Annotated in this window: 13 protein-coding genes, 2 tRNA genes and 1 riboswitch; of the genes, 1 reads left to right on the top strand and 14 read right to left on the bottom strand. The window is 66.0% G+C overall.

Annotated elements, in window-relative coordinates; all coding sequences use genetic code 11:
* Nucleotides 1–28 precede the first annotated feature (28 nt).
* The 14 genes from K2M58_RS01030 to K2M58_RS00965 form a co-directional block, all read right to left on the bottom strand.
* Entirely contained in the window at nucleotides 29–1507 is a 1479-nt protein-coding gene (locus K2M58_RS01030) for a transposase (protein ID WP_220677919.1), read from the bottom strand.
* A 160-nt stretch (nucleotides 1508–1667) separates the two neighbouring features.
* Nucleotides 1668–1742 (bottom strand): K(+)-transporting ATPase subunit F, encoded by a 75-nt coding sequence (gene kdpF, locus K2M58_RS12920; protein ID WP_354667530.1) that lies wholly within the window; start codon nucleotides 1740–1742, stop codon nucleotides 1668–1670.
* 54 nt (nucleotides 1743–1796) lie between these two features.
* Nucleotides 1797–1946: a hypothetical protein gene (locus tag K2M58_RS01020; protein WP_220677918.1), complete on the bottom strand. Its 150-nt coding sequence runs from the start codon at nucleotides 1944–1946 to the stop codon at nucleotides 1797–1799.
* Nucleotides 1947–2200: 254 nt separating this feature from the next.
* A riboswitch (cyclic di-AMP (ydaO/yuaA leader) is annotated at nucleotides 2201–2354 on the bottom strand.
* Nucleotides 2355–2514: 160 nt separating this feature from the next.
* A complete protein-coding gene (locus K2M58_RS01015) occupies nucleotides 2515–3588 on the bottom strand; it encodes an ABC transporter substrate-binding protein (protein WP_220677917.1) in 1074 nt (357 codons plus the stop codon).
* Nucleotides 3585–4358, bottom strand: a complete 774-nt coding sequence (locus K2M58_RS01010) for an ABC transporter permease (RefSeq protein WP_252393559.1) — start codon at nucleotides 4356–4358, stop codon at nucleotides 3585–3587. Before K2M58_RS01010 ends, K2M58_RS01015 begins: the two co-directional genes overlap by 4 nt.
* Nucleotides 4359–4423: 65 nt before the next feature.
* The gene (locus K2M58_RS01005; RefSeq protein ID WP_220677916.1) at nucleotides 4424–5224 is read right to left on the bottom strand and encodes an ABC transporter permease; all 801 of its coding nucleotides are present in this window, start codon (nucleotides 5222–5224) and stop codon (nucleotides 4424–4426) included.
* A 269-nt stretch (nucleotides 5225–5493) separates the two neighbouring features.
* Nucleotides 5494–6645 (bottom strand): ABC transporter ATP-binding protein, encoded by a 1152-nt coding sequence (locus tag K2M58_RS01000; RefSeq protein ID WP_220677915.1) that lies wholly within the window; start codon nucleotides 6643–6645, stop codon nucleotides 5494–5496.
* 223 nt (nucleotides 6646–6868) lie between these two features.
* Nucleotides 6869–7081: a hypothetical protein gene (locus tag K2M58_RS00995; protein WP_066201025.1), complete on the bottom strand. Its 213-nt coding sequence runs from the start codon at nucleotides 7079–7081 to the stop codon at nucleotides 6869–6871.
* A 166-nt stretch (nucleotides 7082–7247) separates the two neighbouring features.
* Entirely contained in the window at nucleotides 7248–8600 is a 1353-nt protein-coding gene (glmM, locus tag K2M58_RS00990) for a phosphoglucosamine mutase (RefSeq protein WP_066201023.1), read from the bottom strand.
* 53 nt (nucleotides 8601–8653) lie between these two features.
* A complete protein-coding gene (locus tag K2M58_RS00985; protein ID WP_220677914.1) occupies nucleotides 8654–9958 on the bottom strand; it encodes a CdaR family protein in 1305 nt (434 codons plus the stop codon).
* On the bottom strand, nucleotides 9951–10787 hold the full coding sequence (gene cdaA / locus K2M58_RS00980; protein WP_245637670.1) for a diadenylate cyclase CdaA: 837 nt from the start codon (nucleotides 10785–10787) through the stop codon (nucleotides 9951–9953). The genes K2M58_RS00985 and cdaA overlap by 8 nt, the downstream gene beginning before the upstream one ends.
* A gap of 238 nt (nucleotides 10788–11025) precedes the next feature.
* Complete coding sequence (gene rocF, locus K2M58_RS00975) at nucleotides 11026–11919, bottom strand: arginase (protein ID WP_220678740.1); 894 nt, start codon at nucleotides 11917–11919, stop codon at nucleotides 11026–11028.
* A gap of 261 nt (nucleotides 11920–12180) precedes the next feature.
* Nucleotides 12181–12257 (bottom strand) — tRNA-Pro (locus K2M58_RS00970).
* 4 nt (nucleotides 12258–12261) lie between these two features.
* A tRNA-Arg gene (locus tag K2M58_RS00965) sits at nucleotides 12262–12338 on the bottom strand.
* 273 nt (nucleotides 12339–12611) lie between these two features.
* Between K2M58_RS00965 and K2M58_RS00960 the strand changes: the two genes are divergently transcribed.
* Complete coding sequence (locus tag K2M58_RS00960; RefSeq protein ID WP_220677913.1) at nucleotides 12612–13055, top strand: hypothetical protein; 444 nt, start codon at nucleotides 12612–12614, stop codon at nucleotides 13053–13055.
* Nucleotides 13056–13105 lie beyond the last annotated feature (50 nt).

Here is a 13105-nt window from a genome sequence, read left to right as displayed (position 1 = left end):
CATGCGCCTCCTTTAGAAGGCTGGTGAATTAAGTCCACTGGATCGACCATCTTCGCCTGACGAGGTGTGACGTCATAACGAATAGAACCGTCAAAAACGCCGCCACTCCCCTTGTAAGCCCTTCGTATGCCGGTTTGAGGCACACGAAACTCCCGGTCTGTGGGCGCTTCCGCACATACCGGCTTAATCGTTTGAGATTCTGCACTACAGCCGTCAGGATGGCTTGCTCTTGCATCGCTTCCAAGCCACGGCTTCGAGCACGGCTTAAGCCGTGCTGCTCTTTGCCTTCGGCAAAAAGACGTTCAATGACAACGCGTCGTTTCCGAATGGCTCGGTAATGCGTTTGACCATTCAGGCGACGAACTTTGTTCCGCACGAGCACCGCCTTGATCTTGCTCCATCTTTGGCGCGCTTTCTCCGGATCCCGGACGGCTCGGCGCCACCCGGGGAGCGCTTCTTTTTGAAGCGATCGCACGGGAATAAGGGGAACGACGTCCATCTTCAAAAGCCGATCGAGCGTTTCCGTATCGGCATATCCACCGTCTCCGGAGACGCTTTGAATGCGAAGAGAGGGGTGCTCACGCCGGATGTGCAGCAGAGCTTCGATGGCGGCCTCTCGTTCCGCAGTGCCCGTGATGATCTTGGCCTGGGTCCGCAAGATGACGGAGGAGCGGGTGTCCACCGTATGATGAATGAGATAACGCAAATGGGCTTCTTGACCGGAGCTCTTTCGATAAAGGCGGGCATCCGGATCGGTCATGCTCCGGTGGGTCCGGTTGGAAAACCGCTCCCCCCGAAAATCGCCCGGCTTCTTGGGTGGCCTTCCCGACGAAGCCGAAGGGGAGCCGGGGGATGAAAGGTTCGGGCCCGGATCGGGAGGATGGGGGTCAGACGGAGAGGAGTCGTCTTCGTCTCCGCCGTCGGAAAACGAGCGATCTTCTTCCTCCAGCCGGGCCAGATAAGCGTCAAGCGACTCCACGGGGGCCGGCGCGATGGGCTTTAAACTGTGGATGGAAGCATTGGCTCGGACAAGCGTACCGTCCACTGCGACATGCACTTCCGGCTGAACGAGCCCTGCGGCGATGCACTGATCCACCACATGGCGCATGGCTTTCTCAAAAATGCCGTGCCTGCGCCAAAGTTTCCGTGTTTTGACCACGGTCGTACGATCCGGAAGCCGCGGACCCCCGGCCTCCGGGTGAAGTACGGACTCAAAATCGAGCCCTAAGAACCACAAATAACCGGCGTGCATGGGGAGCGTTTGAAAGAGTTCCCGCTCAGAGTGATTGAAGAGGTAAGAAAGTAAGATGATCCGCATGACGAGTTCCGGATCGACGGCCGGACGTCCGGTGCGTTCCGAATAAAGCGGGGCGACCCACTCATGGATCGCAGAGAAGTCCAAGACGCGATCGATTTGGCGAAGGATGTGATTTTGTGGCACGAGGGCTTCCATATCAATATGCTGAAACAATTTGGGTTGATGGGAAGTCAATCGTCGAGGCCGCATGTTTGAATCTCCTTTTTGAGAAGGGATGCTTGCTTGCTTTGATGGAATGAATTCGATCCATGAGTCCAGTTTTCCTTCAAAACGATGGGGTTTTTCACCGGCCTTTTAGTGGTCCGTGGCCGTTCGACGATGAACCGCGGCCATCCCTCCGGATCGTCCGTCAGAACCGCTCCGGATGCACGAGCACGTAGACGAGGTATCCCATGAGGAGCATCGCCACCGCGAGAAGCGCCACCACCCTGATCCTCTCCTTTCGGACCGAACGGTCGACCGGCGGCCAAGCGCCCGCCTAAGCCCGGTCGGCGTACCGGATGAGGCCCAAAAACAGCCCGAACCAGACGAGGGAAAGGAGGGCCATCCACAGATCCATCATCGCCTTCCGGCTCCTTTCTGGGCTCAAAGCCGCTTTGTTCTGAAATGCGGTCGCCGGACCGCACACCGCCGATCCCGGCCCCTCCTTAGCATGGCCGGCGATGGAAAAAAGCGCCCTTCCGCTCCACCCCCCAAAAACAAAACGATCGGCCAAGCCCGCCCTTCAAAGCTCGGAAGCTTCAAAGGAACCGGTCTCGACCGATCGGTCCTCGCGCGGTCGCTCGGGCGGACGGCACGAGCGCCACCGGCGACGGGCCCGGCGTGGACCCGAGGCCAAGCGGGTCAACGCTCACCCTGGCGCCGCGCGGCCCTTTCCGCCCGGAAGCTTCTCTGCCTGGCCGACGGGGTTAGCTGACGGGTAGGACGGCAGAGATCACGCCCCTCCGGGTTGCCCCGGATTAACCCCAATCCGTTGGGTCCCCCGCTCCCGGAAGGCGGGCAGGCCCTGCCTTCCAGGATTAGGCCGGTTGTCGATCCTCATCATACTCCGCCGCGAACGGCTTGGCAAGGGGATTTCACTGATTTTCAGCCTATTTTCATCCGGCGCCGTGTCCGGCGCCACGGCGAACTTGCTCCCCTTTCGCCGGTCTTTTCGCCGCCCCCTTCCGCCGGCCCTTTTCACCGGTCGGCGGACCCTACTTCCGGTGCATCTTAAACGCCATATAGAGCTCGCTGTAGGCGGCGAGCGTCCGCCGGCCGAGGTCCCGGTACACCTCGAGGCGCCGGAGCGTCGCGTCGTCGGGATAAAAACGTCGATCGTCACGGATCTCCGGCGGAAGGAGCGCCATGGCCGCCCGGTTCGGCGTGCTGTAGAGGATGTATTCGGTGTTTTGCGCCGCCACCTCGGCATCGAGAAGAAAGTTGATGAACGCGTGCGCTCCGGCGACGTTGCGGGCCGTCGTCGGGATGACGAGGTTGTCGAACCAGAGGTTCGATCCCTCTTCGGGGATGACGTAGTCGAAGGCGTCGTTTTCGTCGATCACCTCCGCTGCATCGCCGCTCCAGACGACGCCGATCGGCGCCTCCTCCCCGGCGAGGAGGAACTTGATCTCGTCGCCGACGATCGCCCGGACGTTCGGCTTCAAGGCGTCCAGCCGGGCCTTCGCCTCGGCGAGGTGCACCGGATCGGTGTCGTTCAGGCTGTAGCCGAGGCTCTGAAGCCCGAGCCCGATCACCTCCCGCACCCCGTCGATGAGGAGAATGCTGTCCCGAAAGCGCGGATCCCACAAGTCGTTCCAGCTTCGGATCGCCCCCTCGCCGAGGGCCTCCCGGTTGTAGGCGATGCCGACCGTCCCCCAAAAATACGGCACCGAATAGCGGTTCCCGGGATCGAACGGCAGGTTCAAAAACCGGGGGTCCAGGTTCTTCAGATTCGGAAGGAGCGCGGGATCGAGCGGTCGGACGAGCCCTTCGGCGATCATGCGGCTTAAGGCGTACTCCGACGGCACGGCGACGTCGTACGGCGTCCCGCCCTGGCGGATCTTCGCCAGCATCGCTTCGTTGGAGTCGAACGTCTCGAGGACGACCCGGATGCCCGTCTCCGCTTCGAACGCCTGAAGCAGGGCCGGATCGATGTAATCGCCCCAGTTGAAGACGATGAGCGTTCGGTCCGCCGGCCCGCCGGCGGCGTGCTCGAGGCCGGCGAGGACGCCCCAGAGAAAAAGCGCCGCGGCGGCGACAAACCCGTACAGCCCTGCGATCGCCCTCATCGCCGGACGAACACCCCCCGGATTTTCGCCCCGTGCCGGGAGATGACGGCGTACCCGGCGGCAAAAAGAAGCGTCACGATGAAAAGGAGCACCGACAGGGCGTTGATCTCGAGCGAAATCCCGCGGCGGGCCCGGGAGTAGATCTCGACCGACAGGGTCGAAAAGCCGCTTCCGGTGACGAAGAACGTCACCGCAAAATCGTCCAGCGAATACGTGAGCGCCATGAAAAAGCCCGCCAGCACGCCCGGAGAGATGTACGGAAGGATCACCCGGCGCAGCACGTCCAGCGGCCCCGCCCCGAGGTCCCGGGCGGCGTCGAGAAGCGTCGGCGGCATCTCGTACAGCTTGGGCAGCACCATGAGCACGACGATCGGGATGGAAAAGGCGATGTGGGAAAGGAGCACCGACGTAAAGCCGAGGCGCAGGCCGAGGGCGGTAAAGAGGAGGAGAAACGAAGCGCCGATCACGACGTCGGAGCTCACCAGATGGACGTTGTTGAGCACCAAAAGCACGTCTCGCGTCCGCCGCCGGAGCTCGTAAAGCCCGATGGCCCCGAGGGTGCCGACGGCCGTCGCCGCCGCCGACGAAAGAAGGGCGATGAGGACGGTGGTGAGGACGATGGCGATGAGCCGCTTGTCGTCGGCGATCGCCCGATACCACTCGAGCGTCCAGCCGGTGAAGCGGACCATCTGCCCGCCTTCGTTGAAGGAAAAGAGAAAAAGATACCCGATCGGCGCATACAGCACGAGGAAGACGGCGATCAGATACAGCCGGCCGAGCCAGCCGAGGCCGCCTTCCGCCGGCGCCGGCGGCTTTCCCGGAGGCGCGCCCCGAATCACGTCCGTTCCCCCTTCCGGCCGACGACGGCCATCACCGCCGCCATCATCACGACGAGCATGACGGCGATCGTCGCCCCCATGCCCCAGTCCTGCGTGACGAGAAAATGCTCTTCGATCGCCGTCCCGAGGGTGATCACCCGGTTTCCGGCGATGAGGCGCGTGATCATAAAGAGGGACAGCGCCGGAATGAACACCGCCTGCACGCCCGCCCGGACGCCGTCTAACGAAAGCGGCCAGATCACCCGCCGGAAGACGTCCCACCGCCCGGCGCCGAGGTCCCGAGCCGCCTCGATGAGCCCCGGCGGAATCTCCTCGATGGCGTTGAAGATGGGCAGGATCATGAAGGGGATGAAAATATAAATGCTCACGAGCAGAAAGCTGAAATCCGTAAACAGAAGCGGCCGCTCCGGAAGGCCGGCGGCGAGGAAAAGGGCGTTCACCGGCCCGTGAAGGGCCAGGAGTCCGAGGAAAGCGTACGTCTTCAGGAGCAGATTGACCCACGACGGAAGGATGAGGAAGATGAGCCAGAATGCCTTCTGCCGGGTGCGGGTGAGGAGATACGCCGCCGGATAGGCGACCGCCAGCGTGATGACGGTGATGAGAAACGCATACCCGACCGACGTCCCGGCCATGGCGAGATACGTCGGCGTCAAAAACCGCTCATAATTCGCGAGGGTCCAGGCGCCGTCGATGTCGCGAAAGGAAGTGACGACGACGAGCCCGAGGGGGAGAAGGACAAAAATAAGAAGCCATGCCCCATACGGAACGAAAAGCAGCCAGCGGAGCGCCGTGCCCATCTCTGACCTGGTTCGCAAAACCCCCTGAATCTCAGGCCGGGACCCCTCCGAACCAGGTCGTCACCTCCTTCCAGGAACCGGGGTCTCGGTTCAGGTGTCCCGCCCGGTGCGTCCGCGTGTTTTTTCGGGCTCGCCCGCACGGTCCCCGCCTCGAGCCTCCCTAACGGACGCGCCGTCCTTCCGTCCGGCGACCGACCGCCGAGACGGCGCCGCATGCCGGATGCGGCCGGAAAGGCCGCCGGGCGGGTTCAAAACGCCGCCCGCGCCGATCACGTGGCCGCCCCTTTGCGCGGCGGCGCCGTCCAGGCCGGCTCCTCCCGCTCCGGACGCTCCGGATCGTCCGCCCCGTCGTCTGTGGACCGATCCGGCAGGGCCCCGTCCGGCCGGCGCATGACGTGGATGTCTTCCGGATCGAAGTCGAGGCCGACCGCCTCGCCGGGCTGGGCCCGCCGGGTCGAGTGGACGAGCCAGCGATTCCCCGCCTCGTCGACGCCGATCATCTCGTAATGGACGCCGAGGAAGAGGACCGATTCGATCCGCACCTTCAGCTTGCCCCGCTCCGGCGGGACGAGCTCCAGATCTTCCGGCCGAATGACGACGTCGACCGGTTCATGAGGCCGAAAGCCCCGGTCCACGCAGTCGAACACCGTCCCGGCAAAGGCGACCCGGTAGTCGGCGACCATCCGCCCCGGAACGATGTTCGACTCGCCGATGAACTCCGCGACGAAGCGCGTCTTCGGCTCGTCGTAGATCTCCTTCGGCGTCCCCCGCTGCTCGATCCGGCCTTCGTTCAGCACGAAAATCTCATCGCTCATCGTAAGCGCTTCTTCCTGGTCGTGGGTGACGAAGACGAACGTGATGCCGAGACGCCGCTGCAGATCCCGAAGCTCGTACTGCATCGCTTTTCTGAGCTTTAAGTCCAGGGCGGACAGCGGCTCGTCCAGCAGGAGCACCTCCGGCTCCATGACGATCGCCCGGGCAATGGCCACCCGCTGTCGCTGACCGCCGGAAAGTTCCGAGATCTTCCGCCGCTCATAGCCGCTCAGGTTGACGAATTTGAGCGCCTCGGCGACCTTTCGCTCGATCTCCGCCGCCTTGAGCCGTTGGATCCGAAGGCCGAAGGCGACGTTTTCAAACACGTCGAGGTGCGGAAAGAGGGCGTAATCCTGAAACACGGTGTTCACCCGGCGCCGGTTCGGCGGCACGTCGTTGATCCGGCGGCCGTGAAAATAAATATCGCCCGACGTCGGCTTCGTAAACCCCGCGATCAGGCGAAGGATCGTCGTCTTGCCGCAGCCGGACGGGCCGAGGAGGGTGTAAAATTTTCCGCGTTCCAGTTCGAAGCTCACGCCCTTTAGCACCGGCGGGTCGACGTCGTACTGCTTCGTCACCTCGACGAAGCGGATGATCGGTTCGACCAACGCCCCGGCTCACCTCCCCGGTCGTGCTGGACCACCGTTATTATAAACATTCCCGGTCGAATGACAACCCTCTGCGACAAAAAAACACCCCGGCGCAAATAAAGCACCGAGGCCGAAAAAACGGGTCGATCGAACGGCGCCCCGGCCGACGGCCCGAAGGCCGATTTTGCGCCCGGCCGAAGGGGCCGAAGGTCGACGCGCCGAACGCGGTACCGGCCCGACCTTATGCGTCAAAATGGCTCAGATGCATCTTGAGACTTTCCACCTTTTCAGCGTCGACATAATAGATGGCATCGCCGCTTCGAAAGTGGATGAGGTTGTTCGCGTGATCGAACGTCGTGTCGCCGAGGTGAAGTTCCAGCGTCTCCCCAGAATCCAGGCGGAGGATGACCTCGCCCCATTCCTTGAGCTTCGCTTCGATCCAATCGAGTTTCATCGCCATCCCTCCCAAAGGGGCACCGGGGCGGGCGGCCGAAGCGGGACGGCCCAGGCGCCTGTGATCGTACCTTCACCTTACCACACCCGGCCGGCCGAATCAACCGACCGCCTCCCCCCGGCCGGCCGAATCCACCGATCGCCTCGGCCCGGACCCGGCCGCCCCATCAGCCGACCGACTCCCCCCGAACGCGGGCGATCGCCTCGGCGACCTGGGCGGCGATCGCCTCGGCCTGCTCCGGCGCCGGCGCCTCGACCATCACCCGGATGAGAGGCTCCGTCCCGCTCGGCCGGACGACGATCCGCCCCGCCCCGGCGAGGGCCGCCTCGGCGGCGGCGATCGCCTCCCGGATCGCCGGCTCCTCCTCCCAGCCCTCTTTCGACCGGACGCGGACGTTTTTCAGCACCTGCGGATACTTTTCCCATGTCCGGGCGAAAGCCGAAAGGGGCTTTCCGGCGCGCTTGAGGGCGCCGAGGAGGAGCACCGCGGTCAAAAGCCCGTCGCCGGTCGTCGCCCGGTCGAGAAAGACGAGGTGCCCCGACTGCTCTCCGCCGAGGACGTATCCGCCTTCCCGCATCGCTTCGACGACGTACCGGTCGCCGACGCGCGTCATGAGGAGCCGAATCCCGTGCCGCTCCAGGAACTTCACCAGGCCGTAGTTCGCCATCACCGTCGAAACGATCGTGTCGCCCGAAAGCCGGCCGGCCTCTTTCCAAAGCAGGCCAAACGTCGACAGGAGATAGTCGCCGTCGACGATCTCGCCCGTCTCATCGACGGCGATCAGCCGGTCGGCGTCGCCGTCGAAGGCGAGCCCGACGTCGGCCCCGAGTCGGACGACCTCCTTCGCCAGCGCCTCCGGCTGCGTCGAACCGCAGCCGACGTTGATGTTCGTTCCGTCCGGCTGGCAAAAGATCGTCTTCACCTCGGCGCCAAGGTCCACGAACAGCCGGGCGGCGTACGGGCTCGCGGCGCCGTTGGCGCAGTCGATGACGACCGTGAGCCCCTCGAGCGACGTCTCGGCGGCGCTTTTTAAAAAGGCGAGGTACTTCTGGCCCCCTTCGAAGTGGTCGATCGCCCGGCCGATCTCAAGCCCCGACCGCGCCGCCCGCCGGTCCGGATCGCCGTCCAACAGCACCTCGATCGCCGCTTCGTCCTCATCGGACAGCTTAAAGCCGTCGGGACCGAAAAATTTGATTCCGTTGTCCTCCACCGGATTGTGAGAGGCGGAAATGACCGCCCCGGCATCGGCGCCGAGGGCTTTGGTGAGGTACGCCACCCCCGGCGTCGGCATAACGCCGAGGCGGACGACGTCGGCGCCGGCGGCCATGAGCCCCGCCACGAGCGCCGCTTCGAGCATCTCCCCGGAAAGACGGGGATCCCGCCCGACGACGACTTTCGGCCGGCGCCCGTGAGCGGCGAGCACCGTCCCCGCCGCCTGACCGACGGACAGGGCAAAGGCCGCCGAAAGCTCCCGCCCGGCGACGCCCCGGATGCCGTCCGTGCCAAAATATCGCCCCATTTTCGTCACTCCTTCACCGTGTTTCGCTTCCGGCTCTCCCGCCTTCCGCCCGCTTATGGCCGCCGCGATCCGTCGCTCCCCTCTCCGGAGGCCGGAACGGCCGGTTCGGCCGCTTCCGGCGCCGGCCGGATCTCGACGTCGACCGCCGGCGGCGTCATCCGGACGAGCGTCACCCCCGGCGGCAGATCAATCGCCGGCGCCAGCGTGTACGACCCGGCAGAAAGGCCGGCGGTCGGGAGGATCGCCCGAAGCGCCTCCGGCCGGATCGCCTGAACCGCCGACGGGTCTCCCCGCACGACGATCTCCACCGACTGGACGTCGCCCTGCACGACGACGGTGTGGCCCGGCGGCGCCGGCGCCTTGAGCGGAACGGTAAACGTCGCCTCCCCTTCCCGGGGGCCGATGCCGACCGCCGCCTCCACTTGAGACCCGTCGGCGGACGCCACCCCCGGCGGCAGGTGGAGGGGCACCTTGGCGACGACGTCCGCGCGGGCGCCGGCGATCGAAAGCGGCCCGGCCGGGACGGTTTTCAGCTTCGCCAGGACCTCGGGCGACCCTTTGACCCGAACCGTCGCCGGCGTCACCCGGACGGCGAGCACCTGATAGCCGTCCGCCGGCGCCCCGGTGAGCTGAAGCTCCACCGGAAGCACGGCCGTCACCGTCCCGAGGACGACGTCAAGCCGGACCGCCGCCGGTTCGAGCCGGAGGGAAAGCGGGCGGCCTTCGGCGTCGACCGCGACGAGCGGCGCCTCCACCCCGCCAAGCCGCCCTTGGGCCTCGGCTTCCGGCCACCGCTCCGGCGGAAGGAGCGCATAGGCGCCCTTGGCCGCCCGCACGGCCGATTCCGGCCCCGAAAGGCGCACCTCCGAAGGCGTCACCGTCACCCGGGCGTCCGGCGGGAGGGCCTTCCACGCTTCCGGCGCCTCCGGCCGGCCGAGGCGGACGGCGACGGGGAGGCGCGCCTCCCCCTGGCGGACAACGTTCACCTGCACCGTCCGGGGATCGCTCGTCCCGACGACGCCCGGCGGAAGGCCCGCCACGAGGAGCGAAACGGCGTGGCGGCCGGTCGATCGGCCCCGGACGTCGGCGACGGCGACGACGTCCGCCGCCCGCACCGCTTCCATCGCCTGGGCGGTGCCGAAGAGCCGGACTTTTACCCGCTCCGGCTTCGCCTCCGCCTCGGCGCCGTCGTCATGGAGCACCCGAACCGGCACGTCGTACAGCCACCGCTCGCCGTAGACCGGCGGCGCCTCCGCCGTCCGGCCGCCGAAGTCGGTGTGGAGGATAAACCAAAGCATGAAGGCGACGGCAAGGGCGACGCCTTTGGCGACGGTGTTGTTCGCCAGCCACTTATCCATCGCGTTTCCTCCAGCCCCAGGACGCAAAGCGGCGTTCCGCCCGCTTATCGTCGCCCAGCTCAAACGTTTCCATGAGGAGCGCCCTGAGCGCCTCGGCCCCGAGCCCCCGGGCGAGGTGGCCGCCGACGGCGACCGAGACGTCCCCCGTCTCTTCCGAGACGACGACGACGACGGCGTCGGTCGCCTCGCTCAGACCGATCGCCGCCCGGTGTCGGGTGCCGAGGGATTGGTGGATGGCCGGATTTTCCGTAAGCGGCAGATAACAGGAAGCGGCGGCGACGGCGTCGCCGACGATGATCGCGGCGCCGTCGTGGAGCGGGGTGTTGGGGATGAAGAGCTGAATCAAGAGCTCCTTCGTCACCGTTGCTCCGAGCGGAACGCCGGTTTCGATGTACTCTTTGAGGCCGACGTCCCGTTCGACGGCGATGAGGGCGCCGATCCGCCGCTTGGACAGGTAGTCGGCGGCCTGAAGGATCGCCTCGACGGTCTCCTCGCCGACGGCGCCTTCCCGGCGAAAGCCCCGCCGGCGAAACATCTGCCCGCTGCCGAGGTGCTCGAGGGCCCGGCGGAGTTCCGGTTGAAAAAGGACGAGCACCGCCACGACGCCCAGGCTGAAGGCCTGGGAGACGAGCCAGCGGAGCGTCGATAGCCCGAGGACGCTGCTTACAAGCCAGATGCCGACGATGACGACGAGCCCCTTCACCAGCTGCATCGCCCGGGTGCCGCGGACGAGGAGGATGAGATAGTAGATGACCGCCGCCACCAGGACGATGTCTACGGCGTCTTTCACGTACCCGAACCAGAGATCTTTGAGCCACCCGATCGACACACCCGTCTCCTCCGCCCGGCCGGTCGCGCCCGCCGCTCGTCGCCACGCCGGCGCACCGAGGTTTCGCCTACCGTCTCTTCCGCCCAGAGCCCCGTCTGGCGATCGTCCCGCCCTTCGGCGAGGGTCGAACTTCCGACACGACTGCATTGTAGCAGATCCGGGCAGCCGTTTGGGCGCCGCTTTGGCCAAAAGGGCCGGCGCCCGTCGCTCGGGCGCCGCGATGTCGGCCGCCCGCCGGTTACAGCAGGCGATCGCCGAGGAGCGAGCCGACGAGCCGCACCGCGGCAATGGCGGTCCGGTTCCGCTCGTCCAGGATGGGGTTGACCTCCACGACGTCGACCGAGCGGACGAGCCCCGTCTCATAGAGCATCTCCATCGCGAGGTGCGCCTCCCGGTACGTGATGCCGCCGGGGACCGGCGTCCCGACGCCCGGCGCGTCGCTCGGGTCGAGGGCATCGAGATCGAGGCTCACGTGAAGCGCCTCCACCGGCGGCAGGGCCGAAAGCGCCCGCTCCAGCACGGCGCTCATGCCGTAGCGGTCGATGTCGTGCATCGTGTACGCCTGAAGGCCGAGGCGGCGGATGAACGCCTTTTCCCCGGGATCGAGATCTCGTAAACCGAGCATCACGACCGCCTCCGGGCGCACCTTGGCGCCCGGCCCGCCGACGGCGACGAGGCGCGCATCGCCGTAGCCGAGGGCGACGGCGAGCGGCATGCCGTGGATGTTGCCCGACGGCGTCGTCTCCGGCGTGTTGACGTCGCCGTGGGCGTCGATCCAGATGACCCCGAGGCGGCCGCCGGCGGCGGCCGCGGCGCCGGCGATCGAGCCGATGGCGAGCGAATGATCGCCCCCCAGGACGACCGGGACGGCCCCGGCGACGAGATGTTCCCGCACCGTTTCGGAAAGCCGCGCCGCGACGGCTGCGACCGCGTCGGCGTACTTCACCGTCGGATCGCCGACGTCGACCGGCACCCCCTCCGGCAGCGCGACGTCTTCGTCGGCGACGATCCGGTGGCCGAGCCGGACGAGATGTTCTCGAAGGCCGGCGGTGCGGATCGCCGCCGGCCCCATCTCGACCCCGCGTCGTCCGGCGCCGAGGTCGAGGCGCCCGCCGATGATGGCCACATCCATCGTCATCCCTCCGCGCCTTTCGCAATCGGCCGCCGGTTCGCCTTTTTTGAAGCGGCCTTCTCCTCGTTTTTGGATCCGCCGTTTTGGGCGGTTTGACCCCTGCCCGCTTTCCAGTGTAAAAGGCGCGGGGCGGCGGCTCAATCTCGCAGAACTCGGTATATTCATTCACTCCCGGCTCCTCGGCCGGCGCGGTTTTTTCGGCCATGGAAAAACCGCGGCCGAAGCCGCGGCGGCGAAAGTCTTCAAAAGTCTTCATCAGGGTGGTCGGGATTACAGGACTCGAACCTGTGGCCTCCTGCTCCCAAAGCAGGCGCTCTACCAAACTGAGCTAAATCCCGACCGTGGCGTGCCCGGAGGGATTCGAACCCCCGACCTTCTGATTCGTAGTCAGACGCTCTGTCCGACTGAGCTACGGGCACACGCGGCATCCCCATGATAGCACGACCGGAGGGGACGATCAAGGGGCCCGAAAATCGCGGCGAACGGGGCGGGCGAAAAAGAGCTTGACCGCCCGGCCCCCGGCGGCGCTCGACCCCGGGCGCGGGCCGTTTCGGGCTCGGGGCTTTCGCCCCCGAGAAAGTGACGGCCGTCACACTTTCCGAATAGAACCGGAGTTATACTATGGGCGGGAGTTATGCCGATATCGACGGCGCGTCCGGCAAACGGGCCTTCACGGAGGAACGGGGGAGCCGATGCGAACGGTCTATGCCACCCTGCTGTATCTCCACATCGCAAGCGTCATTTTTTCCATCGGTCCGTACGCGGTCCTCATCCCGCATCTTCGGCGCCTCCGGGACGACGATCCCCAGGCCCGCCGGGTGCGGCTCGACGATTTTCATTTCGCCGTCCGCGTCTCAAAACACGCCGGCCACCTTCTCGTGGCCACCGGCGTGCTCCTTTGGATCGTCGGGCGGTTTCCGCTCAACACTCCCTGGCTCGTCGCCTCGGTCGCCATTCTGCTTGCCGCGCTCTTCTTCCTCGCCCGGGCGTTTTCGCCGACGCTCAGAGCGCTGGAAGCGGGACAGATCGACGTCGCCCGCGCCGAGCGGCGGCTTCGGCGGGCGCTCTTTCTTTATCTCGGTGTCCTGTTTCTCATCATGGGCTTCATGATCGGAAAGCCGCGCCTCTGGGGCTGATGCGGCCTTCCCCGGTTCCGATCGGATGACGGGGCCCGCCGCATCCCGGG

This window comes from Hydrogenibacillus sp. N12, assembly GCF_019645935.1.
Classification (GTDB): domain Bacteria; phylum Bacillota; class Bacilli; order Thermicanales; family DSM-22653; genus Hydrogenibacillus; species Hydrogenibacillus schlegelii.
The sequence above is the reverse complement of the archived record's forward strand: the minus strand, read 5'-3'. Positions and strand labels throughout refer to the sequence as shown.